The following is a 25,292-nucleotide window of genomic DNA, read 5'->3' as shown; positions in this document are numbered from 1 at the left end:
CCCAATCAACATTGAACAAAACAAGCATGGGGAACGCGTTAATGACCCAGGATATCGGGCTCACCTCGCTTGGCGGATATATTCCGCGTTTGCGTCTTCAACGTAAGTCCATTGCCGCCGCACACCAATGGCTGGCACCCAACTTAATCGGCAAGGCCAAGGGCGAGCGCTCCATGGCCAATTGGGATGAAGACGCGATCACCATGGCGGTGGAAGCCGCCCGTGACTGCCTCGGCAAGGATGACGACCGCAGCCACATCGACGCGATCTTTTTCGCCTCCACCACCATGCCGTTCACCGACCGCCTGAACGCGGGCATCGTGGCGGCGGCCCTGACGCTTGAAAGCGGCATCCAGTCCGCCGACATCGCCTCCACCCAGCGCGCCGGCACCTCGGCCCTGATCCAGGCGCTCAATGCCGTAGGTGCGGGCACCGCAAAGAACGCGCTCGTGGCGGCAGGTGAACATCGCCGCAGCCGGGCCGCCAGCGCCCAGGAAATGGATTTCGGTGATGCCGGTGCCGCGCTCAGCGTCGGCACAGAGAATGTCATCGCCAAATTCATCGGCGCCCACACCGAGACGGTGGACTTCGTCGATCACTTCCGCGGTGAGGGCGAGGAGTTCGACTACAACTGGGAAGAACGCTGGATCCGCGACGAGGGCTACTCAAAGATCGTGCCCAAGGCCATTGCCGCGGTACTCGAGAAGACCGGTGTCAGCGCCGGGGACATCGATCACTTCGTGCTGCCTTGCGTGTTCCCGCGCCTGCCGCAGTCGCTTGCCAAGAAGGCCGGTATCGACCCCGAAAAGGTGCGCGACAATCTCGCCCTTCAGTGCGGCGAAGCCGGGGCTGCCCACGGGCTCGTCATGCTGGTGCATGCGCTTCAGGACGCCAAGCCCGGCGACAAGATCCTGGCGCTGCAATTCGGCCAGGGCTGCGACGCGCTCATCTTCGAGGCGACCGACCTGATCGGCTCCATGGCCGACAAGCGCGGCATCACAGGCTCGCTGGCCCAGGGCCGCCAGGAAGACAATTACATGAAGCTCCTCGTCTTCAACGGTCTCGTTGAATGGGAGCAGGGCATGCGCGCCGAGCAGGACAACAAGACGGCGCTCACCACGCTTTACCGCAACGAGGACATGATCATGGGTCTCGTCGGCGGCCGCTGCACCAAGACGGGCACCGTCCAGTTCCCCCGGTCACGCATTTCGGTGAACCCGAATGACCACACGGTGGACACCCAGGAGCCTTACAAGTTCGCGGAGAAGAAGGCCAAGATCCTGTCCTGGTCCGCGGATTTCCTGTCGGCGTCCAAGAACCCGCCCAACCATTACGGCATGATCACCTTCGAGGAAGGCGGCCGCATCATGATGTCCTTCACAGACGTTATTCCGGGTACGGTGGATTCCGGCATGGAGGTGGACCTCGCATTCCGCATCCACTCCAAAGACGACCGCCGCGGCTTCACCCGGTATTTCTGGAAGGCCGTTCCCAAGGTGGAGGCCGCCGCCGGACAGACGGCCCAGGCAGCGGAATAGGGGCCGAAGGTGGCAACGCTCATCCTCGTCCATGGCGCGTGGCATGGCCCCTGGTGCTGGGAGCGGCTGGTGCCGCTTCTGGAAGCCAAGGGCCACACGGTGCTGACGCCCGCGCTGCCCGGCCATGACACGGCGGATGGCGCACCGGCCACCACAACGCTGGAAGACTATGGCCGCGCGATTGCATCTGTCGCCAATGGTGAGAGCGGGCAGGTGGTGCTGGTGGGCCATTCCATGGGCGGGGCTGTCATCACCCACGCGGCGGCGCTATCCAGCAATGTGGCGGGCCTGATCTATCTCGCAGCCTTCGTGCCGGACCACGGCGACAGCATCGCCGAGCTTGCCGGGGCAGCCCCGGCGGACGAGCTGAGTGAGCGCGTGGCGCTTGCACCGGACGGTGGCCGCACGGTGATTGAGGACGGCGCCGGGAGTGATGTCTTTTATGCGGACTGCACGGCAGAAGATCAGTCCCGGGCCAATGCCCGGCTGATCCCGCAGCCGATCCAGCCGATCACAGAAGCACTGGAGGATCCCGAGGGCCGCGCCGCGTCGCTGCCTGCCTTCGGCATCATCTGTACACAGGACCGCGCCGTGCACCCGGACCTGCAGCGTGACATGTGTGACGCGCGGGGCATGCCGACCAGCGAGATGGCAGCAAGCCACTCGCCCTTCCTGTCCGTGCCGCAGGACCTGGCGGATGAAATCAACAAGGCACTGGGCAAGATGGGGGTGTCGTGATGGGGATTGTTGGTGTTGTCGGCCGCGTACTGCTGGGCCTGTTCTTTCTGCTGCCCGGCCTGATGAAGGCCATGGACCCGGCCCAGGGGCTGGAATTGATGGTGGCGCGCGACGTGCCGTTCCACGTGCCCCTGTTCTGGGCATCGGTGGTGATCGAGGTGGTGTTCGGCGCCATGCTGGTGTTTGGCCTCCAAGCCGTGATCGCGGCCCTGGTGCTGGCGGGGCTGACGCTGGCGATCAATATCGGCGTCCACAATTTCTGGGCCGTGCCGGAGGACCTCATGCGCGCGGAACTTCAGCTATTTGTGAAGAACACAGCGGTCATGGGCGGGCTTTTGGTCGCCGCCGCATGGGCCTATTCTAAACGGTAACAAGAAACTCGAACTGCAATCGCCCGGCACGGACCGGGCCCACAGGAGGAAGTGCAACATGGCAAGCGGCATCAAGGACAAAGTCGCCATTCTGGGCATGGGCTGCTCGAAATTCGGCGAACGCTGGGACGCCGACCCCGAAGACCTGATGGTCGAGGCCTATCTCGAGGCGATGCAGGACGCAGGCGTGGAACCGACGCAGCTCGACGCCGCCTGGTTCTCCACCCATATCGATGAGATCGGCACCGGCAAGGGCGGCACGCCGCTGTCGGTTGCTCTCAAGCTGCCGAACATCGCCGTCACCCGCGTCGAGAATTTCTGTGCCTCCGGCTCCGAAGCGTTCCGCGGCGCGGTCTATGCCGTGGCGTCCGGGGCCTGCGATATCGCGCTGGCGCTTGGTGTCGAGAAGCTGAAGGACACGGGCTATGGCGGCCTGCCGGTGGGCAATATGGGCACGCTCATTCCGCAGTGGGCCCCGACGGGCTCAGCGCCCGGCAACTTCGCCCAGCTCGCCTCCGCCTATCGCGCCAAGCACGGCGTCAACAAGGACGATTTGAAGCGCGCCATTGCGCATGTGTCGGTGAAGAGCCACGAGAACGGCGCCAAGAACCAGAAGGCGCATCTGCAGAAAGCCGTGTCCGAAGAGCAGGTGCTGAACGCCCCGATGATCGCCGAGCCGCTGGGCCTGTTTGATTGCTGCGGCGTGTCGGATGGCGCAGCGGCTGCCATCGTGACGACGCCGGAGATCGCCAAGTCCCTCGGCAAGCATGACATCGTCACCGTGAAAGCGCTGCAGCTGTCGGTGTCGAACGGTCTGGAAAGCCAGCACAATTCGTGGGACGGCTCCTATTTCCACACCGCCCGCATCGCCGCTAAGAAGGCCTATCAGGAAGCCGGCATCGAAAAGCCGCGCGACGAGGTCTCGATGATGGAAGTGCATGACTGCTTCTCCGTCACCGAACTGGTGACCATGGAAGACTTGTTCATCTCGCCGGAAGGCGGCGCCGTGAAAGATGTGATGGATGGCTTCTATGACGCCGACGGCCAGGTGCCGTGCCAGATCGATGGCGGCCTCAAATGCTTCGGCCACCCGATCGGCGCGTCGGGCCTGCGCATGCTCTATGAAATGTACCTGCAGCTGCAGGGCCGGGCAGGGGAGCGCCAGCTCGCTGACCCGAAGATCGGCCTGACCCACAATCTCGGCGGGTCGCCGTCATCGAATGTGTGTTCGGTGTCGATCATCGGTGCCCACGGCGCGTAACAGCGCGCCCGTCAGAACGCGAAAAAGGCCGGGGCAATGCCCCGGCCTTTTTGTTTGTGTACGGATATGGGGCCGAAGCCTACTTCTCGATTACCCGCAGGCACACATATTGAAGCGCACCGGCCTCATAGGCCTTCTGCTCATCTTCCTTGAGCTTGGCCGGCACCGACTTGGCGACCTCCGCCTCGCAGGCGGCCTTGTCCTTGAAGGTGCCCGCATCGGTAACGACCCAGACATCCGGGCCCGACAGCAGGTGAAGCGTGACAGCGAGAATGGCGTACATGATGGTTCCCCCGATCATTTCATGGTGAGGCGCAAGCGCCAGCAAGACCTGTAGCAAGTCCCTGTGACAAACAGAAGAGGCCCGCACCGGGGTGCGGGCCTCTGTGTAAGGCTGCTGGCTTGAATACGTGTACGGATCAGTTGATCTGCCGCACCGCGAAGCCTTCGAAGCTCTCGGCCACCGTGTCGTCCACCATGTGGCTGTAGGCCAGCTCCAGCCCGTCATCGGTCAGCGTGCGTTTGTAGACCCGGTAATTGGCCTCGTCCGCCCGCTGGAACGACAGCATGGTGATGGTCAGCGTGTCCCCGGCGATCCGCGCCCAGGCGCAGCCGACCCGTGACACCGGGTTGCAGTCCGACTGTGCCTCGAAAACGCCCGGCTGCACCGTCGGCTCGAAGACCAGCGTCATCGAGTTCTGCACTTCCTCGCCCGCCGACCACAGCACTTCGCGCTGCGAGACGATGAAGCCGCCGGCGCCCTTGGGATAGATCTGCACATCCAGATCGGTGCCGCGGAAATCGACATTCTCCATGGCCCCGCTGCTCTTGGTTACGCCCTCGCCCAGCCATTGACCGAGAAACGGTTCGACGCCGCTGAACGCCCACGCGGCCGGTGCGCCGAACATCGACGCTGCCACCGCAAGCGCCGAAGCAAGACGGAGTCCTGACTTGAACTGCTTCATGATTTTTCCTCCCCATCATCCCCGCCGGGTCAAGCCCCGGAGCGGGCATGCGTGATGTTGCCATCGAGGCCAAGCCCGTCATTGGGCGCGGTGCTTTGACCTTGAGGCAAAGGCTACGCCCGCACGCCACGCCCGCCAAGTGGGCCGTCGTGCAGTGCAACATCCGTGGACACGGGGGAACGGATCTGCCCGGAATTTATTGCAGCGCAAGATATGCGGCCGCACGCAGCGCCGCATTGTCGCGAATGGAGCCGTAGAACAGGTTGTAGTCATAGACGTGATAGTCGTCATTGGCGAAAACCATCTCGCTGAACACCTCCGGCGGCTCCCGGTCCATATAGGCAATGCCCTCCCGGCACTGGACCGAAAAATCAAGCTGCTGCGGATCGGCCAGCCGGGTCAGCGGGGCGTCGTCCTCGATCCCGCTATAGGGCAGGGCCCCCTTGTGCAGCGCGCCGCCCGCCGCTGCGCCGTCCAGCCGCCAGCTCAGGGGATTGGTGCAGTTGAGCGCGCGGCCCGCAACGGGCTCCAGCCGGTTGCCCTGCCACACCCGCTGCTGCTCGAACCAGTCCACAGGATGGCCCGCGGGACCGAAGCTGTTGAAACTGACGAGACAGCCGGTCTCTTCCGGCGCCGCACAGGGCGGCACATGGGCAAGCTCGCGCGAGAACAGCGACACGGGCACTGACATGCCGATGGGATAGGCCGCCACCAGCCGCTGCTTCAGCTCGGGCCGGCGCAGATAGTCCTGCATCAGCCGCAGAAGATGCAGCGACCCCTGACTATGCGCTGCCAGGATGAACGGCCGCCCGTTGTTGTAGAGACGGATATAGGCCTCAAAGGCCCGCGCCACGTCCTGATAGGCAAGGTCCAGCGCCTTCGGCCCCTGCGGGTCCGACAGCTCGTCCCAGGGTTCAAGGAAGGAGTAGAGCGTCGCCTGCCGGTAGCGCGGCGCGTAGATGCGGCCGGCCAGGTTGAAGGCGCTCGCCTGGTGGGCCATCACCGCCCGGTCGACCAGCCGCCGGGACTCCGGCTCGTCGATCGCAGCGTTCCAGCTCTCGCCGGTGAGATGGGTTGTCGGGTGGATGAAGAACACGTCCACCTGCGCGGCCCTGTCATCCGGCTGCTGGTCCATGCCCGGCGGCACCAGGTCCGCCGTGTCATCACGGCCGGGCAGGGCGGACCACGAGGCCGCGTCGGCATAGTCCGGCGCAGGCGGCGGTGTATAGGCCATGAAGGCGTCCCCCGGCTGCACCATGAAGCGTATGATCTCGGCCCGGAACAGGAACAGCGCCACAACGCCAAGGGCGATCAGCGCGATCACACCGCCTGCGAGCCAGGCCAGATATCTGAGCATCATCAGGTCACTCCGCTTGGGTACCGCCGCATGAGGGCAGGGGCGCTAGTCATCCGTATCCTGAAGGAATTCCGTGTCGATAGTCAGGGTGATCTCGTCCCCGACGAAATCAAGCCCGAAATCCATCCCGAAATCGGACCGCCGGATCACCCCCTTCGCCGTGAAACCGTGCCGGGTCTTGCGCGAGGAAAACGGATCGCCCGCCGACCCGTTATAGGTCACATCCAGCGTCACCGGCCGGGTCACGCCGCGCAGGGTCAGGTCTCCCGTCAGAAGACCTGCCGCTTCACCTGACGGGTCGAACCCGGTGGCGACAAAGTTCATGCGCGGATGATCCTCCGCGTCGAACCACGACCCGCCCATCAGATTGGCGTCGCGCGCGTCCAGCCCGCTGTCGAGGCTTGCAATGTCGATGCTGACCTCCACCACGGCGCTCTCCGGCCGGTTGCGGTCCACCACCGCCCGTCCTTCCACCTTGTCAAAGGTGCCGTGGGTGCGCGCCAGCCCCAGATGCATGACGCTGAACATCACATGGGTGTGCTGCGGGTCAAGCGTCAAGAACAGGGTCTCCGCCCGCAGCGGAAGGGGCAGCGCCATAACGCTTGCCATCATCAGCACGGCCAGGAAACGCTGCATCAGGCAATCTCCCCGTCGCCGTCGAGAAAGGCCTGCATCCGCGCCATGGCGTCATCATCCTCAACCAGCAGCCGCATGAAGGCGGCGCGCTCCTCCGCCAGCCCGTCCGCCAGCGGCCGGTCCGTCGCGCCCTTCACCAGCCGCTTCGCTGCCGCCAGCGCGGCAGGCGCCTTGCGCGCCATATCCTTGCCGACATTGATCGCCGCCTGCAGCAGATCATGGGTCTCCACCCAGTGCACCATGCCCAGCTGCGCCGCTTCCTCCGGCGACACCACGCGCCCGCGCAGGATCATTTCCAGCGCGCGCGCTTCGCCCACCGCCCGCGGCAGACGCTGGGTCCCGCCCGCACCGGGAAAGATGCCCACATTGGTTTCAGGCAGGCCGATGGTGTAGGGGCCCGGCGCCGCGATGCGGATGTCGCAGCACAGGGCAAACTCGAACCCGCCGCCCATGCACATGCCGTTGATCGCCGCGATCGTCGGCTTGCCCATCCGGTCCACCCGGTCAAACAGCCGGGCGATATCGGTTTCCGCCCGCGCCGCCTCGGCGATGTCGTCTGTCGAACGGCCGGACTGGCGCACCAACTCGCCCGCCTGCACGATCTCGCCCACGTCATAGTGCCGGATGAAGACGTTTGGCAGCCCGCCGGTGAAGACAATGGCCCGGACATTGTCGTCCGCCTCATAGGCGGCGACGATCCGGTCCAGCTCCTTCACCATCTCCATGTTCATGAATCCCATCGGCGGGTTCTCGAAGGTGACAATGGCCACCGGTCCGTCGTCGGACATCATGATCATGGAAGGCTCCTCGGCTCTGTTTCGGTCAGTGCGCCCGGCGTGACGGCCGGGCGGGGGCCATCACGCATCCAGCTCCGCGATGGTATCCTTCGCCCGGCGATAGGCCGCATAGCGGGGCTGGTCGATGGCAAGCTTGGTCAGCGTCGTCAGCCAAAGGTGGTCCGCCAGCCCTTGCGTGTCCAGCGTCATCCGCCCCTCGCTGATCGCGTCGCACAGCTTTACGTTGAGGTCGTGCAGCGAACCGTCTTCGCCCAGTAGGCTGCGCAGCCGCGCTGCCTCCTCCGCATTGCTGTCCGGCCCGATGACCAGCTCGCGCTCCACGATGGCCAGCGCATTCGCCGCCACGCGTGCATGAAAGGCGTCGTGCCCCTCGAGCTTCGGCATGGCGACATTTTCAAGAAACTCGCGCACGGCCAGCACGAGGTCTTTTGCAGCGGGTTGATCCTGCATGGGAGTGCTCCTTCAGATATGGCGCGGGGCGAGGAGATTGAGCAGGTCAATCTCGGTTTCAGAGGCGCGCCGCCCGATGGCCGCGCGTTCGACGGAGCGGTCCATGCCGCTGCTGAAGGCCTGCACCATGATGAGGCACATCACCCCCCATTTGAGCGTGCCCAGCACTTCCCAGTACTTCACCCGCTCCGGGTCCACGCTCGGCCCGCCGGCGGCTTCATAGCCGGCGAACATGTCCTCCCGCGAGCCGAAGCCGCCGACAGGATTGTCGATCTCACCGAACCGCCATGAATTGACACAGATCCAGCCGAGGTCCTCCATCGGGTCACCGATATGCGCCAGCTCCCAGTCCAGCACCGCGCGCACGCCGTCAGGCCCCACCATCAGGTTGCCGTTCCGGAAGTCCCCATGCACCAGCGTCAGCCGGTCGTCCGCCGGCAGATTGTCTTCCAGGTAGCGGAAGGCCAGCTCGAACACCGGATGCGGATGGTTGGTCGATTTATAGATGTCGCGATACTTGTCGATCTCCGCCCGCGCCGGGGAGCGCTGGAGGTCCGGCAATTTATCAAGCGGCACATCATGGATGCGGGCAAGCATCTCGCCGCATTGCCGAGCAAGCCTCGGCCGCGCCTCCGCATAGGCCTCGTCGCGGAGGATCTTCCGCGCAATGGTCTCGCCCTCGATGCGCTCCATGATGAAGCCGTCACCAAGCCCGTCGGTCTCGTCCAGCACCAGCGTCACCGGCGGCACCGGCACGCCCTGCTTCTGGGCCAGCTGGATCAGATGCGCTTCGGTCGCCAGCGGCACCGCCGTGTCGCGCTTGGTATTGGTGTGCCCGCCCGGTGCCCGGCGCAGGATCAGCGGGTGGACGTGATGGTCCGTCACCGCGTCAAACGCCCATGTCTCCTGGCTCGCACCGCCCGACAGCCGCCGTACATTGCGCACAAGGTCGATATTGGCGAGCGCCCGCCCCAGTGCCTCGCGAAGGGCCAGGGCAATGTCGTGTTTCGGATCGTTGTTTTCCGCAGCACTCATGATGCGAGGCTCACAGGTTTGCCGTCCACGATCTGGTCGAGATATTCCGACAGGCCATAGCCCGTCTGCCCGTCGCAGGTGAACTCGGTCATGCCTTCGGTGATCCGCGTCAGCAGCTCATCGCCTTCAGGCGTGGTCCGCCGGTTGCGCAGGGGAATGAGGGACATCACCTTGCCGCTCACCTCGTAGGCGGCACCGCTTTCCGTCCGCACAGTCGCGCGCATTGCGGTCTGGTACCAGTTGTCGTCCCAGTCGCTGTCGATCTCCGCGTGCTCGATCAGGTCATAGGCGCCGTCCTTCAGCACCATGCCCCCCATCCGGCTCTGGCCTTCCGCATTGGTGACGATGGAAATCATCATCGCGAAGTCACGCCCGAAATTCATCGGCAGCCAGCGATACCAGTGGATCGCCTGCCAGTAGCGCGGCCCCCAGCTCTTGTCGCGCAGGCCGAAGCCGTCCACCTCAAAGCGCTCGTCGCCGATGGCGAAGTGCCCGCTGGCGGCGCAGTGCTGCTCGTAGTGAGCCTTGGCAAAGCTCTTCTCCGGGTCCAGGTCCAGCTCGCTGCCGTCTTCTTTCACCGTCTGCCCGCCGAACATCGGCGACACGCCCTCATAGTCGAGGGCCACCTCGCAATCGACGACAGGGTTGGTCTTGAAGGCGCGCGACGGCTCGGCCATTTCGTTCGGCTCCGTCATCACGCACAGCTTGCCTGAATAGGTCACCCGCAGCTTCTTGAACGGCTCCACGACCTCGATCTTCAGCCCGCCCGCATTCAGCTCGGTGTTGCCGCTGATCTTCGGCCGCGCATACATGAAGCCCACGCGCCCGTCCGGCAGGTAGAGGCACACGGACATTTCCGCGTAGCCTTCATTGGGCCGGTTGCCGACGCGGAACCAGCCGCCGACCTTCCGCTCCGGGTCGAACACGTTGAAATACATGCTCTCATTATAGTTCTTGGCCGCGTCCGGCTCGTGGCAATACTCGTCTTCCGGGTCCAGGCGGATGCGGTGTCCGGCGGGTGCTTTCATGGGTGTTTCCTCTGTCCGCCGCCCGCCCGTTCTGCGGGGCGTGGGGCGTGTTTGAATGGCGTTTTCCCGTTCATTCTAGCCCCCAAGAGGCTGATGACCAGACGCCTTCCGTCAGGCTAGACTGCCCCTACGTCACTCCCCAGCCGGATCTTCCATTCATGACCGACGACCTGCCGGAAACCCCTGACCGCCCCTCGCGCCTGGGGATTCTGTCGCGCCTGCGCAACTACTTCCTGACGGGCCTTGTGGTGGCCGCCCCGGTGACCATCACCGTGCTGCTCATCATGTGGTTCGTTGATTTCGTGGATGCCTGGTTCACGCCCATGATCCCGGCGCGCTACCGGCCGGAACAATATCTGGATGTCACCATACCCGGCGTCGGTGTCGTGCTTGCGGTGCTGCTGCTCACCCTGCTGGGGGCACTCACCGCCAACCTGTTCGGCCGTACCCTCGTCAGCTATGGCGAGCGGCTGGTGGGCCGCATGCCGCTGGTGCGCAACATCTATGGCGCGCTGAAGCAGATTTTTGAAACGGTCCTGAGCCAGTCTCAGAACTCGTTCCGGGAAGTGGCGCTGATCGAATATCCGCGCCGTGGCGTCTATTCCATTGCCTTCGTCACCACCGCCGCCAAGGGCGAGATACAGGCGCGGGCGGATGAGGAAATGGTGAGCGTCTTCCTGCCCACCACACCCAACCCCACCAGCGGCTTTTTGCTGTTTGTCCCGCGCAGCGATGTCATCCCCCTTCAGATGTCCGTGGAGGATGCCGCCAAGATGGTCATTTCCGCGGGCCTGGTCGCACCGGAATACAGGCCCGAGGATGGCGGCGAGCCGTACCACGTGCATACCGAGGCGGAGCTTGAACGGGTGCTGGAGCGGAATCGGTGAGCACGCAAGGCGGCAATCTGTTCTCTGGTCTGCCGGATCATCCGCTGACGGAGGAAGAATATGATCCGCTGCTGTCGCACGGCCCCGTGCGCATCGAGCGCATCGTCTCCACCGGCCAGACCGCGCCGGAAACAGGCTGGTTCGACCAGGAAGAGGATGAATGGGTCTGCCTGCTGGAAGGCAGCGCGCGGCTGGAGATCGAGGGGGAAGGGGAGCGCGGGCTTGTGCGGGGTGACTGGCTGTTCCTTCCGGCCCATTGCCGCCACCGGGTCACCTACACACAGGCAGCACCACCGACCGTCTGGCTCGCCGTCTTCATGGCGCAGCGCCGAGCAGGCTGAGGCGCCGCCTCAGGAGCGCGGCTTGCGCGGGCCGGCCGACAGCAATGTGAGATGCTTGCGCGTATGCAGGTCGGAACGCACCTGGTTCCGCCCGCTCTGCTTGGCGAGATAGAGAAGCTGATCTGCCCGGCTCATCAGGTCTTCCAGGCTTTCGCCGTCCTGGTGCGTTGCAACCCCGAAGCTTGCGCTGATCTTGATGTCGGTATCCTTGGAAAAATAGGTGTGCGCCTCGATCGCCTGGCGCACTTTTTCCATGGCTTCATATGCGCCGTTGGCCGGGGTTTCCGGAAGGAGCAGGGCAAATTCCTCACCGCCGATACGCCCCACGCAATCAACGGTGCGGATGGCATTCTTCAGGATGTTGGCCGTCTCCACCAACGTCAGATCGCCGGTCGCATGGCCATGGGTGTCGTTAATCGACTTGAAGTAGTCGATGTCCATGATCGCAATTGAGAATGTGGTCTCATAACGGCGCGCGCGGTCCACTTCGCATTGCCCGCGCCGTAGCAATTCACGCCGGTTCGGCAGGTTGGTCAGCGGATCCGTGGTTGCCAGCTCATGCAGCTCGCGCTCGCGGCTCGCAATTTTCTCATCGGCCTGGGTGCGGGCGATTTCGCGGGCGATGATGCTGCCGGCCAGACGCACGACCTCGATCTCGATGTCGAGGAATTTGCCCGTGTGGGGCGCTGTGTTGGCAAAGCCCACACCGCCGATCACCTCATTGTTGACGACGATTGGCGCCCCGGCAAAGGCACGGATCGGAAACTTGCCCGGCGTAATGCCGGAGACGTCAGGGTCGATCTTGACGTCTTCAATGGCAACGCAGTCCCCGCTGGAGACTACCCGCCGCATCAGGTGCTTTGCCACCGGCATGCCGCCGATCTGGAAACCGTCCGGCGCATGGGTCACAGTGCTCTCAAACTGGCCCGTGGGCGAGCGCCGCATGATGCCGGCAAAACGCATGTTGAGCAGGTTCGCCACACGCCCCAGTGCATCCTGGGAGTTTTCAGCGAGGTTGGCATTGGCACCGAAATGCATTCGCGCCAGCGCGGCGATACTGGATTCCAGCCGCCGCCGCCGCGTAACGTCGGTGCCAAGAGCAGTGATGCTGATCACATTTCCATGTGCGTCGAAGTTTGGCTGATACCGCACTTCGTAATTTATGGGCTCGCCGTCCTTGTCGGTGCTCGCGGCCTCGAAATGCACCGTGTGCCCCTCAAGGGCACGCTTGAGGTAGGGCTCAATGATCGCAAAGCGTTCCTCGCCCAGAACGTCCCGCATCCGCATGCCGGGGCGAAGTTTGCCGTGGGAAAACTGGGAGAAGCTCTGATTGATCAGCTTGTAGGTGAGGTCCGTATTGATGACCGCCAGCGTCGCCGGCATGTTCTCGATCACCAGCCGGTGCAGGCTGCGTTCGTCATCCAGCCCGGATAGGGCGTGTTCCATCTGCTCACGGGCATGGCCCGCTGCCAGTTCGTGGGACGCTGTTGCCGCCAGGTCCTCAAGGATGGGCAGATGAGGCTCCGTATCCAGGCGCGGGATGGTGTCGATCACGCACAGCGTGCCGAGCACATAGCGCCCGCAGGAGGAAAACAGCGGCGCGCCCGCGTAAAAGCGGATGTTCGGGTCGCCCGTCACCAGCGGGTTGTCCTCGAAGCGCCCATCCTTGGTCGCGTCCGGCACCAGCACCAGTTCACGGCTGCGCACCGCGTGCTCGCAGAAAGCAAGGCTGCGCGGCGTCTCGCTGACATCCAGTCCCTGACGCGACTTGAACCACTGCCGGTCTCGGTCAACCAGTGACACAAGGGCGATGGGGGCATTGAACGCGCGCGCGGCAATACGGGTCAAACGGTCGAACCGTTCTTCCTGCGCCGTTTCGAGCACGTTCAGTGCATGTAGAGCGTCGAGGCGTGCCTTTTCGGTATCCACCACGTCCGTCCTGTTTCGTGTCCCCAACCGGGGACATTAGCCAGAAGAACGAAACACTTTCCTAACCCGCATCACGAGAAAGCGGGAAAAATACAACCAAAAAGTGTGGGGTTAACCGGCCCGCAGGAAGCGGATCGCCTCGTCCCGCTCGAATAAATAGAGCAAAACCCTGAGCGCCGCCCCGCGCTCGCTCTCAAGCTCCGGGTCCCGCTGCAGGATCAGCTCCACATCATCCCGCGCCGCAGCAATCAGGTCCGCATGGGCTTCCAGCGACGCAAGCCGGAATTGCGGCAGCCCTGATTGCCGCGTGCCCAGCACTTCGCCGGCCCCGCGCAGGATCAGGTCTTCCTCGGCAATCACGAAGCCGTCTTCCGTGTCCCGCAGGGTCGCAATGCGCTTCTTGGCGACCTCGCCGAGGGGCGTCTTGTAGAGCAGCAGGCAGCTTGATGCCGCCGACCCCCGGCCCACGCGGCCCCGCAACTGGTGCAGCTGCGCCAGCCCGAACCGCTCCGCGTGCTCGATCACCATGATCGACGCATTGGGCACATCCACGCCCACCTCGATCACAGTCGTCGCCACCAGGATGTCGATGTCACCTGCCTGGAACGCGCCCATCACCTCTTCGCGCTCCGGCCCCTTCATCCGCCCATGCACCAGCCCGACCCGCGCCCCCAGCGCGGCTTTGAGGCCTGCATAGCGGTCCTCGGCGGCGGCAACGTCCAGCACGTCGGACTCTTCCACCAGCGGACACACCCAATAGACCTGCCGTCCCTCGCCGATGGCCCGGGCGAGCCCGGCGATCACCTCATCCATCCGCTCCAGCGGCAGGGCGCGGGTGACGACAGGCTTGCGGCCCGACGGCTTCTCCGTCAGCCGCGACACATCCATGTCGCCATAGGCAGTGAGCTGCAGCGTGCGTGGAATGGGGGTCGCGGTCATCACCAGCACGTCCGTACCGGCCACGCCCTTGGATGACAGTTCCATCCGCTCGCGCACCCCGAAGCGGTGCTGCTCGTCCACCACGGCGACCGCAAGGTCCCGGAAGGCTACGCTGCCCTGGAACAGCGCGTGCGTGCCGACCAGAATATCAATCTCCCCGGCTTCCGCCGCCTGCACGATGGCCTCGCGCGCCTTGCCCTTGTCGCGCCCGGTCAGCACCGCCAGCCGCACCCCCGCTGCCTCGCAGAGCGGGGCCAGCGTCTTGGCGTGCTGCCGTGCCAGGATTTCCGTCGGCGCCATCAGCGCCGCCTGCGCCCCGGCCTCGACCGCCACCAGCATGGCCATCAGCGCCACCATGGTCTTGCCGGAGCCCACATCCCCTTGCAGCAGCCGCAGCATGCGATAGGGCTCCTTGAGATCAGCTTCGATCTCCGCCACCGCCAGCATCTGCCCGCGGGTCAGCTCAAACGGCAGGTGATCCATCACCTTGCGCCGCAGCCGCCCGTCGCCGGTCAGCGGCCGCCCGCGTGTCCGTTTCATCCGTGCCCGGACAAGCGCCAGCGCCAGTTGGTTTGCCAGCATCTCGTCATAGGCCAGCCGCGCCCGGGCCGGGTGGCGCGGCTCAATGGCGTCGGGCGCCTCCGGCTGGTGCACCGCGCGCACCGCCTCATGCCAGGCGGGATAATGCTGCTGCCGTGCCCAGGCCGCGTCCATCCATTCCGGCAATTCCGGCACCCGCTCCAGCGCCGCCTGGATCGCCTTGGCCAGCACCTTGCCGGACAGTCCCGCCGTCAGCGGATAGACGGGCTCATAGGGGGGCAGGTCCTGCGCTTCATCAGGGGTCAGGATGTGGTCCGGGTGGGACATCTGCGCCAGCCCGTTATAGATCTCCACCTCGCCTGAAATGATCCGCCGCTCGCCCTCCGGCAGCGTGCGGCGGAGATAGTCCTCCCGCGCATGGAAGAAGGTGAGGGTGATCTCCCCGGTCTCGTCCGTGCACGGAATGCGGTAGGGCGCCCGGCTGCCCCGTGGCGTCGGCTTGTGCGGCCCCACGGTCACGTCCAGCGTTGCCACCTGTCCGGCCCGTGCGTCGATGATATGGGGCCGGTGCCGCCGGTCGATCAGTCCGGAAGGCAGATGCCACAAAAGGTCGATGACTTTGGGGCCGGTCAGCTTTTCCAGCAGTTTCTGCAGCCGCGGCCCGATGCCCGGCAGCTTCACCGCCTCCGCGAACAGCGGAAACAGGTTTTCAGGCCGGCCCTTGGGGACGCGGGGGCTTGGGGGGACGCGGGGGCTAGAGGTGGCTGACGAGCCGCTGGATGATGTCATCCCGGTGATTTAGCACGACTGAGAAATGCCCGTCATCGGGGCTGAAATGGCTTTCGATGCCCGGCACACGCTCGGCGTAATAGCGGCCCACCGACGGCGGCACGATGATGTCCGCTTCCCCGTGCCACAGATAGAAGGGCACCCGCAGCTCCGCCAGCCGCCACCCCCACGGCGTGCCGTAAATGCGCGCATCCGCCGAAATGCCCTCAATGCCGGTATTGAGCGCCTCTCGCCAGCTTTCCAGCATCAGCTGACCCATCTCGCCGCGCATCAGGGCCTGGTCCGCGCTCGCCCGCGGCATCCGCGCGCGATAGGCCAGCGCCCGGCGCACCAGCCGGTCATCCAGCATGATCGCCCGCCCAAGCCGGAACAGCACCGCCCGCGACACCGGACGCCGGCCGAGATCTGTCAGCAGCTTCAGCCGCCCGCGCCGCATGGCAGGCGCTTCCGGCGGCCCCAGCGGGCACACCAGCGCCGCCGCCGCCACCCGGTCCGGCAGCATCCGTGCGCAGATCGCCGCATAGGGCCCGCCGCCGGACACGCCCATCACCCCGAATGACCCGATCCCCAGATGATCCGCCAGCGCGGCGATATCCGCCGCGAACCCCCGCAGGGTCCGGCCCCGCAGGGGAGTGGAAAGCCCATATCCCGGCCGGTCCACGCCGATCAGCCGCGCCTCGGGAATGGTCAGGAACGAGGCTTCCAGCCGCGAGCCGGGAAACCCGTGGAAATAGAACACCGGCGGCAGGCTTTCATCGCCCGTATCCGCATAGCCCAGCCGCCGCCCGTCAGGCAGCAGGGCGGTTTGCCGGGCTTTCCGGCTGCGAATGGTCTCGAAAGGGCTCATGGCGCGATGCCTGTGGCGGGGGACTGTGGAAGGGGGCAGGCAGGGCTGCGGAAGGCGGGCCAGGTGGCAGATTTGTGAGGCCGATATAGCTATCTAGGGGCTGACTTTCATCCCCATCACAAGGTATATCGCTGGCCATGACAGACACCACACAGACTTCCGGGTCCGACAGCCTGGATGACGGCGCCCGCCGCCGCCGTCTGCGCTTCCGCGCGTGGCATCGGGGCATCAAGGAAAACGACCTCATCATCGGCACGTTCGTTGATACCTATATTGATGACCTCAGCACGGACGACATCGCAGCGCTCGAAGCGCTGATGGAAGAAAACGACCAGGACGTCTATCGCTGGATTTGCCAGACCAAGCCCGTGCCCGAGGCCCACATGACGCCGGTCCTGCGCCGTCTCCAGGCGCATATCGTGGGCACGCGCGAGCGCATGGGCGGCTGAGTACCGCAAGACACTTTTAAGATGAGCAAAAGCCAGACCAGCATGCCGGGCCGGATGGCGGCGGCAGACACTCCCTTTGTCTCCGCCGAAGGCCGCCTTGCGACCGGCGGCGTGCCGGAAGGCTTTGATGCCATCGCCCTGGGCGACCTCGCCCGCGCCCGCAATGGTCTTGTCGTCCACATCGCCCGCGACGAGCCGCGCCTGGCCCGCCTCAAGGAAGCGCTGTGCTTCTTCTCGCCCGACATCGCCATCATCGAACTGCCTGGCTGGGATTGCCTGCCCTATGACCGCGTGTCGCCCAACAGCGACGTCGTGGCCCGGCGCATGGCCGCGCTGGCGGAACTTGCCGCACGGGACGAGACATCCGGTCCGGCCATTCTCATCGCCACCGTCAATGCCAGCCTCCAGCGCATGCCGTCCCGCAGCGTCATGGCGGATACCAGCTGGCGCGCTGCCCAGGGCAATGTCATCGACCTCGACAAGCTGCTCGCCTTCCTTGGGCGCGACGGCTATCTGCGCTCGGGCACCGTGCGCGAACAGGGCGAGTTCGCCGTGCGCGGCGGCATCGTCGATATCTTCCCGCCCGGCTTTGCCGAGCCCGTGCGGCTTGACTTGTTCGGCGACACGCTGGAAGCCATCCGCAGTTTCGATCCGGAGACCCAGCTCACCACCGGCCAGCTCACTTCGGTGGAACTGGTTCCGGCGACCGAGATCATGCTGGACGAGGAGACCATCCGCCGCTTCCGGGCAGGCTATGTCCAGCTCTTCGGCACCGTCACCGGCGAGGACCCGCTCTATGAGGCGGTGAGCGAAGGCCGCCGCCACCAGGGCATGGAGCACTGGCTCCCGCTCTTCCATGAGGATGTGGCAACGCTCTTCGACTATGCGGGGGAGGGGACCATCATCACCCTCGATCCGCTGGTGGAGGAAGCCGCCGGCGAGCGCCGCGAACTCATCGACGATTACTACGCGGCCCGCGCCGAAGACGCCGAAGCCAGCGCCGCCGTCGCCAAGGCATCGAAGAAAAAGAAAACCGCGGCCGATTTCGATACGCCGTCCTACCGGCCCATGCCGCCGGACTCGCTCTACCTCACCATGGATGAGTTCGCAGCTTCCCTGCGCGACCACCCGGTCCGCGCCCTGTCGCATTTCGATGTGCCGGATGCGCCTGACGCGATGGATATGGGCGCCCGCCCGGGCCGCGACTTCGCGCCTGAGCGCAAGGCCGAGAACGCCAATGTGTTCGATGCCCTGCGCGGCCACATCAACGGCCTGGCGAAATCCGGCAAGCGCGCGGTGATCGCTGCATGGTCCGACGGCTCCGCCGAGCGCATGAGCCACGTGCTGGCCGAGCACCGTATCGAGCCTGTCACCATCGTCGATAGCTGGCACGACGCCCTGTCCGCGCCGAAGGGCACGGTCCCGCTCGTGGTGCTGGGCCTTGAAACGGGGTTCGAGACCCCGGACCTCGCCGTCATCGCCGAGCAGGATGTGCTGGGCGACCGCCTGGTCCGCACCCGGAAGACCCGCCGCGCCCAGAATTTCCTGTCGGAAGTCTCAAGCCTGTCCCAGGGCGATTTCGTCGTTCACGTTGATCACGGCATCGGCCAGTTCACCAGCCTTGAGACCATCGAAGTCCAGGGCGCGCCGCATGACTGCCTGCTGATCGTCTATGCGGGCAACGACAAGCTCTATTTGCCCGTCGAGAATATCGAGCTGCTGTCCCGCTACGGCTCCGACGACACCGAAGTGGTGCTCGACAAGCTGGGCGGCGGGGCATGGCAGGCGCGCAAGGCCAAGATGAAGGAGCGCATCCGCGAAATCGCGGATCAGCTCATCGCCGTTGCTGCCGCCCGCGCGCTCAAGACAGCCGAACCGGCCGTGCCCGCGGCGGGCCTCTATGATGAATTCGCCGCCCGCTTCCCATACGAGGAAACCGAGGATCAGGCCCGCGCCATTGGCGACGTGATCTCCGACCTTGCCGAGAGCAAGCCCATGGATCGGCTGGTCTGCGGTGACGTTGGCTTCGGCAAGACGGAAGTGGCCCTGCGTGCCGCCTTTGCGGCCGCCATGTCCGGTCGCCAGGTGGCGCTCATCGTGCCGACAACGCTGCTGGCCCGCCAGCATACCCGCACCTTCCAGGAGCGTTTCGCCGGCTGGCCACTCAAGGTCGCCCAGCTGTCGCGCATGGTGTCCGCCAAGGAAGCGGAAGAGACCCGCGCCGCCATGGCATCCGGTGATCTCGACATCGTGGTCGGCACCCACGCGCTGCTGGCCAAGAGCATCAAGTTCAAGGATCTCGGCCTGCTCATCGTCGATGAGGAGCAGCGTTTCGGCGTCGCGCACAAGGAGCGCCTCAAGCAGCTCAAGGCCGATGTTCATGTGCTGACGCTGACGGCCACGCCCATTCCGCGCACGCTGCAACTGGCGCTGACGGGCGTGCGCGAACTCTCCATCATCGCCACCCCGCCGGTGGACCGGCTTGCCGTCCGCACCTTTGTTACGCCATTCGACCCGGTCGTGATCCGCGAGGCCCTGCTGCGCGAGCGCTATCGCGGCGGCCAGAGCTTCTATGTCTGCCCGCGCATTTCCGACCTGGCCGAGGCGGAAGAGTTCCTCCGCGAATATGTGCCGGAAATCAGATCCGTCACCGCGCACGGGCAGATGCCGCCGGGCCAGCTCGACGACATCATGAATGCCTTCTACGACGGCAAATATGATGTGCTGCTGTCCACCACCATCGTGGAAAGCGGGCTCGACATCCCGACCGCCAACACCATGATCGTCCACCGGGCCGACATGTTCGGCCTTGCCCAGCTCTACCAGTTGCGTGGCCGCGTCGGCCGGTCCAAGTCGCGCGCCTTTGCCTATCTCACGGTGCCGCCCAACCGCACGCTGACGCCCAACGCGGAAAAACGCCTCAAGGTCCTCCAGTCGCTGGACAGTCTCGGGGCGGGCTTCAATCTTGCCAGCCACGACATGGATATCCGCGGCGCGGGCAACCTTTTGGGCGATGAGCAGTCAGGCCATATTCGCGAAGTGGGCTACGAGCTGTATCAGCACATGCTGGAAGAAGCCGTGGCCCAGGCCCGTGCCGGCGGCCTAGACAAGGAAGAGGGCGAATGGTCGCCGCAGATCAATGTGGGCACGGCCGTCCTGATCCCCGACACCTATGTGGCCGATCTTGATGTTCGCATGAGCCTTTACCGCCGCCTGGCATCGCTCGAGGAACACGCGGAGATCGAAAGCTTCGCCGCCGAGCTGATCGACCGCTTCGGGCCGCTTCCGGGCGAGGTGAAGCACCTGCTGGAGATCGTCGAGATCAAGCGGCTGTGCCGTGCCGCCAACGTCGAGAAGATCGACGCCGGGCCCAAGGGCTGTACCATTGGCTTCCGCAACAACGAGTTCGCCAACCCCGCGGGGCTCGTTCAGTTCATCAACCGCGCCCGCGGCGAAGCCAAGCTGCGGCCCGACCACAAGATCGTGGTCAAGCACAATTGGCCTGACGCGGAAGACCGCCTCAAGGGCACCCGCCAGGTGATGGACGAGCTGGCTGAACTGGCCCGCGGCGGCTCCGGCGCCTGATGCGCGCACCGGTTGCTTCACATCTTCGTTTGCAACCAATGGGGTGAAAATCATTTAACCTGAAAGTAATTGGAAACAGGGCATAACCGGCGACAGGGATCAATAAAACCCGGGGTAGGGGGTTACATGTTTTCGTTCCTGTCTAAGACAAAGCTGACGGTTCGCACCGTCGCGCTGACGATCGGCCTGATCGTTCTGTCCATCGCTGCCATCGGCGGCGCCACCATTTTCCAGATCACCAGCCAGATCCAGAATGACGTGCTCAGCCGTCAGGCGGCCAGCGTCCGTGCGGCGGCGCTGATCATGGGCGACACGGTGCCGGGTCTCGAAACGCGCTTCAATGCCGAGGGCAATGTCGAGCGCCTGACCCTGGCTGAAATTCCCGAGTTCACGTCCCACGACATGATCGACAAGGTCGGCAAGATCACCGGCGAGACGGCCACCGTCTTCGCGCTTGATCCGGCCAATGGCGATTTCTGGCGCAAGACCACCAATATCACCAAGCCCGACGGCTCGCGCGCCGTGGGCACGCCGCTGGGCAAGTCCGGCGCCGTCTTCCCGGTGGTGTCCGCGGGCGAGACCTTCCGGGGTGAGGCCAACATTCTCGGCCTCGACTACTACACGGTCTACAAGCCGATCTTCAATCCGGCGGGCGACGTCATCGGCATCCTCTATGCGGGCGTGCTGAAGTCCAACGTGGACGCGCTGATGTCTAACGTCACCGGCAGCCTTGCGCTGTCCTCGCTGCTCGTGCTGGCAATCGCCGTGGCAGTCGCCTTCATCGCGTTCCGCGCCATGATGAAGCCGATCCCGGTCCTGTCCGAGGTCATGCGCAAGCTGGCGGCCAACGACAAGTCGGTGACCGTGCCCTATCTCGACAATGGTGACGAGATCGGCGACATGGCCCGCGCGGTCCAGGTCTTCAATGAAGGCATGATCGAGAATGAGCGCCTGCGCGCCGAGCAGGCCGAGAACGAGGCCCGCGCCGAGCAGGAGAAGCAGGCCTCCATGCGCGGTCTGGCGGATGACTTTGAAACCCGCGTCGGCCAGATCGTCGCCAAGCTGTCGGACGCCACCCGCGCCCTGACCGAGACCTCGAACCAGGTGAACAGCAACGTGGCGGAAGCCGGCCGGGAAACGGAATCCGTGACCCAGACCACCGGCGAAGCGTCGGATGCCGTTCAGGCCGTTGCCGCCTCGGTGGAGGAACTCTCCGTCACCGTGGCAGAGGTTGCCCAGCAGATGGCCCAGGCCAACAGCGTGGCCACCACGGCCAACCAGCGCATCGAGTCCACTGCCGGCACCGTCGCCAATCTCAGCGAAACCGCCGAGAAGATCGGTGAGGTCGTCGGCCTCATCAGCGACATCGCCGAGCAGACCAACCTGCTAGCGCTGAACGCCACCATCGAAAGCGCCCGCGCGGGCGAGGCCGGCAAAGGCTTTGCGGTCGTGGCGTCGGAAGTGAAGGCGCTGGCCAGCCAGACGGCCAAGGCCACCCAGGACATTTCCGAGCGCATCGCCGAAGTGCAATCGATCTCTGCCGAAGCGGTGACGGCCATCAGCGAGATCCGCGAGACGATCAACGAGGTGTCGTCCATCGCCACCAGCGTGTCGTCCGCTGTGGAGGAACAGAACTCCGCCACGCAGGAAATCGCCAGCCGTGCGCAGGTGGTGGCCACCGGCGTCTCGCAGACCGCCGCCAGCATCGGTGTCGTCAACACCCGCAACATGGATGTGCAGAAGAGCGTGTCCGAAATGGCGGACGCGACGAGCCAGCTGGCCGCTGAGAGCGACACGCTCAACGCGGCCGTCAGCTCCTTCCTCAGCGGCGTCCGCGGCGCCGCCTGATACGGGCTGATACGAGGATCAAGGAAGAGGGAGGCCGCGCCAGCGTGCCTCCCTTTTTCATGCCTGCTTACCAGTAGGCTGGATCATCCAGCGCGTCGCAGCAGCGCACCGGGCCCGCCACGTCGAGAGCCCCGCCATCCGGCGCCCGCACCATCCACGCATCGAGATGCGCCTCGGGGATGGGATGCGGCGGCGGCAACTCCTGCGGGATCGCCGCCGTGAAGCCGAACCGCCCGTAATAGGCCGGGTCGCCATACACGAAGACCGCGCACACATCGTCGCCCGCATTGCTTGCGGCCAGGCGCGCAAGCCCCTCGCGGATCAGCGCGCCGCCGATGCCGCGTGCCTGCGCCTCCGGCATCACGGCCAGCGGACACAGGATCGAGCCGTCTGCGTCGCCGCCCAGCCGCACCCGTGAAAACAGGATGTGCCCCAGCACATCGTCCCCATCCGCCGCCACCAGCGACAGCGTCGGTGCCGCGCTCTCATCCATCAGGATGGCCCGGACAAGCCCTGCTTCCTCATCGCTGCCGAAGGCCGCCCGGTGCACCGCAAGAAGGCACTCGAGTTCCTCGGCCCGGGCTTCGCGGACAGTGACGCCGGATCCCGCCGCAGGCGCTGCGCTCATTGCGCTGAGGCCTGCTCGCTCAGCTTGGCCTGCACCTTGTCGATAGCGCGCAGATAGCCCGTCACTTCCTGTGCGCCCATCACGGCATAGGCGCCCTGGAACAGGAAGGTGGGCACGCCGGAGATTCCCATCTCGCGCGCCTGGCTGGCTTCCTTGGCCACAAGTTCCGCGTCCTTGTTGTGCAAGAGCAGATAGGCCACAAGCTCGTGATCCATGCCTGCTTCCTGTGCCGCATCCACCAGCACCTTGCGGTCGCCGATGTCTTCGCCGTCCTCGAAATAGCGGCGGAACAGGATATCCACGATTTCGTTCTGGCAGCCCGCGCTGGCGCTCCAGCGGATCAGCCGGTGCGAATCAAATGTGTTCGGTGAACGGTCGATCTTGTCGAACGCAAAGGAAATACCCGCGTCCTCACCGGCTTCCCGGATGGCATCACCAACTTCACGTGATCGATTCTTTCCGAACTTGGCTTCCAGATATTCACGCCGGTCCACGCCTTCCGGCGGGATTGTCGGGTCGAGCTGGAACGGCCGCCAGCGCACCTCCAGCTCAATATCCGGGCGCTCCGTCCGCGCGGCGTCAAACCGCTTCTTGCCGATATAGCACCACGGGCACACCGTGTCGGATACAACGTCGATGAACATGGGATGGCCTCCCGCTCGTCCTGATGGGTCTTGTGTCGGTTCGTCGTCAGTATGGGCCGTTTGCACCACAACGTCCAAATCACCAGCCGGTGACGGCGGACTCCTCTTTGCTGGCCGCTTTGCCGAGCCCATTGCTGGACCCATTGCCGATTGACCGCCGCGCACCGCCACCTAGGATGCGCCCGAACCCGCCACACCCAGTCATTCATCGCACATCAGCGGAGCCATCTCATGACCGACGCCCACACCATCGACCTCACCGGCAAGACCGCGCTCATCTCCGGCACCACCTCGGGCTTCGGCCGCCACATGGCGCTGACCCTCGCCAAGGCCGGTGCGCGCGTCGCCATCACCGGCCGCCGCACCGAGCGTCTGGCCGACCTCAAGGCGGAGATCGAGGCGATTGACGGCCGTGCGCTGCCCATCTCCCTGGACGTCACCAGCCTCGACAGCATCCGCACCTGCGTTGAAACCTGCGAGACCGAGCTCGGCCCCATCGACATCCTCGTCAACAATGCCGGCATGAACGTGGACCAGCGCGCCACCGACGTCACCGAGGAAGCCTATGACACGGTGATGGACACCAACCTCAAGGGCGCGTTCTTCATGGCGCAGGAAACCGCCAAGCGGATGATCGCCATGGGCCGCCCGGGCCGCATCATCAACATTGCCTCGATCGGCGGGCACACGGTGCTGCCCGGCCTGTCCGTCTATTGCATGTCGAAGGCAGGTGTCCTGATGATGACCCGCTCTCTGGCGCGCGAATGGGCCCGCCACGAAATCAACGTGACGGCCCTGTGCCCCGGTTTCATCGAAACCGAGATCAACGCCCATTGGTTTGAGACCGAAGGCGGCCAGAAGCAGGTGATGTCCTATCCGCGCCGCCGCCTCGGCGAAATCGCAGATCTCGACGGCGCGCTGCTGCTGCTGGCCTCCGAGCAGGGCCGCATCATCACCGGCACCTCGATCACCATCGACGACGGCCAGTCGCTCTAGGCGGTGGGTCCCGGCGGCAGCAAGCCGCAGCATTTTTGGCGGAAAAGCACGCCGAAACGAATAAGGGCCGTGCCGCCGGGTGGAGAGAGGGGACAAGGTACTCCAATAGCCCGGCTGCACGGCCCTGCTGTTCGTCTTCGGCAGAAGACGTTTTGGATACGGCGACCCGGGCCGGCTGGATCACCCGGGGCAGATTTTTTATCCACCGGCTGGGCCGATACGCGCGCCAGGCCGGAGCAGGGCAGGGCTCACGCCGATTTGGCCGCCGCCACCTTCGCCTCGTGGGCCACCAGCCAGGCGGCTTCCTCCCCCGGTTCCGGCATGATGTCGCCACCTTCCATGACCCAGCTGGCGGGCACGTCCTGAAGGCTCATGCCGATCCCGTCCAGAGGCACATTTGTGCGCTGGTGAACGGCATGGCGCATATCCGCCTTGATCTGGTCTTTCTGTGCATCCGTCCGGCCGCGGCGGATATTGCCGTAAAGCGCGATGGTTCCCTCCCCGATATCCGGTGCCAGCCCGTCTTCGAAGAAGAAGACATGAACAAAGGCCGGAGGTGCGCCCGTTGCTTCGCAATGGATGCGGGTGATGTCGCCGGCGATCTGCGCCTTCGCGGTGTCAGACACGGCACCGGGGCGCGCATTGCAGAGGTAAAGCGGCATGATGAAGTCCTCCTCGAAAGGGCGGGGGCAAT

The 25,292-nt window shown here is 65.0% G+C and carries 24 protein-coding genes; 10 read left to right on the top strand and 14 right to left on the bottom strand.

What is annotated here, in order from left to right; genetic code table 11:
* The first annotated feature begins 41 nt into the window (after positions 1 to 41).
* The 4 genes from HG718_RS06980 to HG718_RS06965 are packed head-to-tail and all read left to right on the top strand — an operon-like array spanning position 42 to position 3,908.
* Positions 42 to 1,538: a hydroxymethylglutaryl-CoA synthase family protein gene (locus HG718_RS06980; RefSeq protein ID WP_160587973.1), complete on the top strand. Its 1,497-nt coding sequence runs from the start codon at positions 42 to 44 to the stop codon at positions 1,536 to 1,538.
* Positions 1,539 to 1,547: 9 nt separating this feature from the next.
* The gene (locus HG718_RS06975; protein ID WP_160587972.1) at positions 1,548 to 2,276 is read left to right on the top strand and encodes an alpha/beta fold hydrolase; all 729 of its coding nucleotides are present in this window, start codon (positions 1,548 to 1,550) and stop codon (positions 2,274 to 2,276) included.
* Positions 2,276 to 2,647 carry a DoxX family protein gene (locus HG718_RS06970; RefSeq protein ID WP_244617741.1) on the top strand — a complete coding sequence of 124 codons (372 nt, stop codon included), beginning with the start codon at positions 2,276 to 2,278 and terminating at the stop codon, positions 2,645 to 2,647. Before HG718_RS06975 ends, HG718_RS06970 begins: the two co-directional genes overlap by 1 nt.
* 58 nt (positions 2,648 to 2,705) lie before the next feature.
* Positions 2,706 to 3,908: an acetyl-CoA acetyltransferase gene (locus HG718_RS06965; RefSeq protein WP_027841068.1), complete on the top strand. Its 1,203-nt coding sequence runs from the start codon at positions 2,706 to 2,708 to the stop codon at positions 3,906 to 3,908.
* 79 nt (positions 3,909 to 3,987) lie between these two features.
* Here HG718_RS06965 and HG718_RS06960 read toward each other — a convergent pair whose 3' ends face one another.
* The 8 genes from HG718_RS06960 to HG718_RS06925 all read right to left on the bottom strand — a co-directional run bounded on the left by HG718_RS06960 (position 3,988) and on the right by HG718_RS06925 (position 10,176).
* Entirely contained in the window at positions 3,988 to 4,191 is a 204-nt protein-coding gene (locus HG718_RS06960; RefSeq protein WP_160587967.1) for a hypothetical protein, read from the bottom strand.
* 136 nt (positions 4,192 to 4,327) lie between these two features.
* Entirely contained in the window at positions 4,328 to 4,873 is a 546-nt protein-coding gene (locus tag HG718_RS06955; protein WP_027841066.1) for a hypothetical protein, read from the bottom strand.
* A gap of 196 nt (positions 4,874 to 5,069) precedes the next feature.
* Entirely contained in the window at positions 5,070 to 6,233 is a 1,164-nt protein-coding gene (locus HG718_RS06950) for a DUF3089 domain-containing protein (RefSeq protein ID WP_160587964.1), read from the bottom strand.
* A gap of 42 nt (positions 6,234 to 6,275) precedes the next feature.
* Positions 6,276 to 6,866, bottom strand: coding sequence for a YceI family protein (locus HG718_RS06945; RefSeq protein WP_160587961.1), 591 nt, complete (start codon positions 6,864 to 6,866; stop codon positions 6,276 to 6,278).
* Complete coding sequence (locus tag HG718_RS06940) at positions 6,866 to 7,663, bottom strand: enoyl-CoA hydratase/isomerase family protein (protein ID WP_160587960.1); 798 nt, start codon at positions 7,661 to 7,663, stop codon at positions 6,866 to 6,868. Before HG718_RS06940 ends, HG718_RS06945 begins: the two co-directional genes overlap by 1 nt.
* Before the next feature lie 60 nt (positions 7,664 to 7,723).
* Positions 7,724 to 8,113: a DUF6285 domain-containing protein gene (locus HG718_RS06935; RefSeq protein ID WP_160587957.1), complete on the bottom strand. Its 390-nt coding sequence runs from the start codon at positions 8,111 to 8,113 to the stop codon at positions 7,724 to 7,726.
* A 12-nt stretch (positions 8,114 to 8,125) separates the two neighbouring features.
* Positions 8,126 to 9,148: a phosphotransferase family protein gene (locus HG718_RS06930; protein ID WP_160587955.1), complete on the bottom strand. Its 1,023-nt coding sequence runs from the start codon at positions 9,146 to 9,148 to the stop codon at positions 8,126 to 8,128.
* Entirely contained in the window at positions 9,145 to 10,176 is a 1,032-nt protein-coding gene (locus HG718_RS06925; RefSeq protein ID WP_160587953.1) for a DUF7064 domain-containing protein, read from the bottom strand. The genes HG718_RS06930 and HG718_RS06925 overlap by 4 nt, the downstream gene beginning before the upstream one ends.
* A 158-nt stretch (positions 10,177 to 10,334) precedes the next feature.
* On the opposite strand from HG718_RS06925, the gene HG718_RS06920 reads away from it, so the two are divergent.
* Both HG718_RS06920 and HG718_RS06915 read left to right on the top strand, forming a co-directional pair.
* Positions 10,335 to 11,063, top strand: coding sequence for a DUF502 domain-containing protein (locus HG718_RS06920; protein WP_160587951.1), 729 nt, complete (start codon positions 10,335 to 10,337; stop codon positions 11,061 to 11,063).
* On the top strand, positions 11,060 to 11,404 hold the full coding sequence (locus HG718_RS06915) for a cupin domain-containing protein (RefSeq protein WP_160587948.1): 345 nt from the start codon (positions 11,060 to 11,062) through the stop codon (positions 11,402 to 11,404). Before HG718_RS06920 ends, HG718_RS06915 begins: the two co-directional genes overlap by 4 nt.
* A gap of 9 nt (positions 11,405 to 11,413) precedes the next feature.
* Here the strand turns inward: HG718_RS06915 and HG718_RS06910 are convergent, their stop codons facing one another.
* The 3 genes from HG718_RS06910 to HG718_RS06900 form a co-directional block, all read right to left on the bottom strand.
* The gene (locus HG718_RS06910) at positions 11,414 to 13,333 is read right to left on the bottom strand and encodes a diguanylate cyclase (protein WP_205345680.1); all 1,920 of its coding nucleotides are present in this window, start codon (positions 13,331 to 13,333) and stop codon (positions 11,414 to 11,416) included.
* 111 nt (positions 13,334 to 13,444) lie between these two features.
* Positions 13,445 to 15,601, bottom strand: a complete 2,157-nt coding sequence (gene recG / locus HG718_RS06905) for an ATP-dependent DNA helicase RecG (protein ID WP_160587945.1) — start codon at positions 15,599 to 15,601, stop codon at positions 13,445 to 13,447.
* Positions 15,567 to 16,448, bottom strand: a complete 882-nt coding sequence (locus HG718_RS06900) for an alpha/beta fold hydrolase (RefSeq protein WP_160587942.1) — start codon at positions 16,446 to 16,448, stop codon at positions 15,567 to 15,569. Before HG718_RS06900 ends, recG begins: the two co-directional genes overlap by 35 nt.
* A 137-nt stretch (positions 16,449 to 16,585) precedes the next feature.
* Here HG718_RS06900 and HG718_RS06895 point away from each other — a divergent pair, with 137 nt between their 5' ends.
* From HG718_RS06895 to HG718_RS06885, 3 genes are all read left to right on the top strand, one after another.
* Positions 16,586 to 16,897: an FAD assembly factor SdhE gene (locus HG718_RS06895; RefSeq protein WP_160587940.1), complete on the top strand. Its 312-nt coding sequence runs from the start codon at positions 16,586 to 16,588 to the stop codon at positions 16,895 to 16,897.
* Between the two features lie 54 nt (positions 16,898 to 16,951).
* Complete coding sequence (gene mfd / locus HG718_RS06890; RefSeq protein WP_170080225.1) at positions 16,952 to 20,482, top strand: transcription-repair coupling factor; 3,531 nt, start codon at positions 16,952 to 16,954, stop codon at positions 20,480 to 20,482.
* Positions 20,483 to 20,608: 126 nt separating this feature from the next.
* Entirely contained in the window at positions 20,609 to 22,330 is a 1,722-nt protein-coding gene (locus HG718_RS06885; RefSeq protein WP_027841834.1) for a methyl-accepting chemotaxis protein, read from the top strand.
* A gap of 67 nt (positions 22,331 to 22,397) precedes the next feature.
* On the opposite strand, the gene HG718_RS06880 is transcribed toward HG718_RS06885, so the two are convergent.
* Together HG718_RS06880 and HG718_RS06875 are read right to left on the bottom strand one after the other, a co-directional pair.
* The gene (locus HG718_RS06880) at positions 22,398 to 22,958 is read right to left on the bottom strand and encodes a GNAT family N-acetyltransferase (protein WP_160587936.1); all 561 of its coding nucleotides are present in this window, start codon (positions 22,956 to 22,958) and stop codon (positions 22,398 to 22,400) included.
* Positions 22,955 to 23,602: a DsbA family oxidoreductase gene (locus tag HG718_RS06875; protein WP_027841836.1), complete on the bottom strand. Its 648-nt coding sequence runs from the start codon at positions 23,600 to 23,602 to the stop codon at positions 22,955 to 22,957. Before HG718_RS06875 ends, HG718_RS06880 begins: the two co-directional genes overlap by 4 nt.
* A gap of 231 nt (positions 23,603 to 23,833) precedes the next feature.
* On the opposite strand from HG718_RS06875, the gene HG718_RS06870 reads away from it, so the two are divergent.
* Positions 23,834 to 24,598, top strand: a complete 765-nt coding sequence (locus HG718_RS06870; RefSeq protein ID WP_160587934.1) for an SDR family NAD(P)-dependent oxidoreductase — start codon at positions 23,834 to 23,836, stop codon at positions 24,596 to 24,598.
* 248 nt (positions 24,599 to 24,846) lie between these two features.
* On the opposite strand, the gene HG718_RS06865 is transcribed toward HG718_RS06870, so the two are convergent.
* A complete protein-coding gene (locus tag HG718_RS06865; protein WP_160587932.1) occupies positions 24,847 to 25,260 on the bottom strand; it encodes a hypothetical protein in 414 nt (137 codons plus the stop codon).
* Positions 25,261 to 25,292 lie beyond the last annotated feature (32 nt).

It is taken from the genome of Pyruvatibacter mobilis (assembly GCF_012848855.1).
Classification (GTDB): Bacteria; Pseudomonadota; Alphaproteobacteria; order CGMCC-115125; family CGMCC-115125; genus Pyruvatibacter; species Pyruvatibacter mobilis.
Note: the sequence above shows the minus strand (reverse complement) of the source record. Positions and strands in the feature narration are given on the sequence as shown.

Excerpts from the sequence above, each read along its gene's own strand:
- recG (WP_160587945.1), bottom strand. The coding sequence starts at position 15,601 with ATGACATCATCCAGCGGCTCGTCAGCCACCTCTAGCCCCCGCGTCCCC.
- HG718_RS06865 (WP_160587932.1), bottom strand. The coding sequence starts at position 25,260 with ATGCCGCTTTACCTCTGCAATGCGCGCCCCGGTGCCGTGTCTGACACC.
- HG718_RS06930 (WP_160587955.1), bottom strand. The coding sequence starts at position 9,148 with ATGAGTGCTGCGGAAAACAACGATCCGAAACACGACATTGCCCTGGCC.
- mfd (WP_170080225.1), top strand. The coding sequence starts at position 16,952 with ATGGCGGCGGCAGACACTCCCTTTGTCTCCGCCGAAGGCCGCCTTGCG.
- HG718_RS06935 (WP_160587957.1), bottom strand. The coding sequence starts at position 8,113 with ATGCAGGATCAACCCGCTGCAAAAGACCTCGTGCTGGCCGTGCGCGAG.
- HG718_RS06970 (WP_244617741.1), top strand. The coding sequence starts at position 2,276 with ATGGGGATTGTTGGTGTTGTCGGCCGCGTACTGCTGGGCCTGTTCTTT.
- HG718_RS06870 (WP_160587934.1), top strand. The coding sequence starts at position 23,834 with ATGACCGACGCCCACACCATCGACCTCACCGGCAAGACCGCGCTCATC.
- HG718_RS06900 (WP_160587942.1), bottom strand. The coding sequence starts at position 16,448 with ATGAGCCCTTTCGAGACCATTCGCAGCCGGAAAGCCCGGCAAACCGCC.
- HG718_RS06945 (WP_160587961.1), bottom strand. The coding sequence starts at position 6,866 with ATGCAGCGTTTCCTGGCCGTGCTGATGATGGCAAGCGTTATGGCGCTG.
- HG718_RS06920 (WP_160587951.1), top strand. The coding sequence starts at position 10,335 with ATGACCGACGACCTGCCGGAAACCCCTGACCGCCCCTCGCGCCTGGGG.
- HG718_RS06965 (WP_027841068.1), top strand. The coding sequence starts at position 2,706 with ATGGCAAGCGGCATCAAGGACAAAGTCGCCATTCTGGGCATGGGCTGC.
- HG718_RS06950 (WP_160587964.1), bottom strand. The coding sequence starts at position 6,233 with ATGATGCTCAGATATCTGGCCTGGCTCGCAGGCGGTGTGATCGCGCTG.
- HG718_RS06955 (WP_027841066.1), bottom strand. The coding sequence starts at position 4,873 with ATGAAGCAGTTCAAGTCAGGACTCCGTCTTGCTTCGGCGCTTGCGGTG.
- HG718_RS06940 (WP_160587960.1), bottom strand. The coding sequence starts at position 7,663 with ATGATCATGATGTCCGACGACGGACCGGTGGCCATTGTCACCTTCGAG.
- HG718_RS06925 (WP_160587953.1), bottom strand. The coding sequence starts at position 10,176 with ATGAAAGCACCCGCCGGACACCGCATCCGCCTGGACCCGGAAGACGAG.
- HG718_RS06880 (WP_160587936.1), bottom strand. The coding sequence starts at position 22,958 with ATGAGCGCAGCGCCTGCGGCGGGATCCGGCGTCACTGTCCGCGAAGCC.
- HG718_RS06885 (WP_027841834.1), top strand. The coding sequence starts at position 20,609 with ATGTTTTCGTTCCTGTCTAAGACAAAGCTGACGGTTCGCACCGTCGCG.
- HG718_RS06895 (WP_160587940.1), top strand. The coding sequence starts at position 16,586 with ATGACAGACACCACACAGACTTCCGGGTCCGACAGCCTGGATGACGGC.
- HG718_RS06980 (WP_160587973.1), top strand. The coding sequence starts at position 42 with ATGACCCAGGATATCGGGCTCACCTCGCTTGGCGGATATATTCCGCGT.
- HG718_RS06960 (WP_160587967.1), bottom strand. The coding sequence starts at position 4,191 with ATGTACGCCATTCTCGCTGTCACGCTTCACCTGCTGTCGGGCCCGGAT.
- HG718_RS06875 (WP_027841836.1), bottom strand. The coding sequence starts at position 23,602 with ATGTTCATCGACGTTGTATCCGACACGGTGTGCCCGTGGTGCTATATC.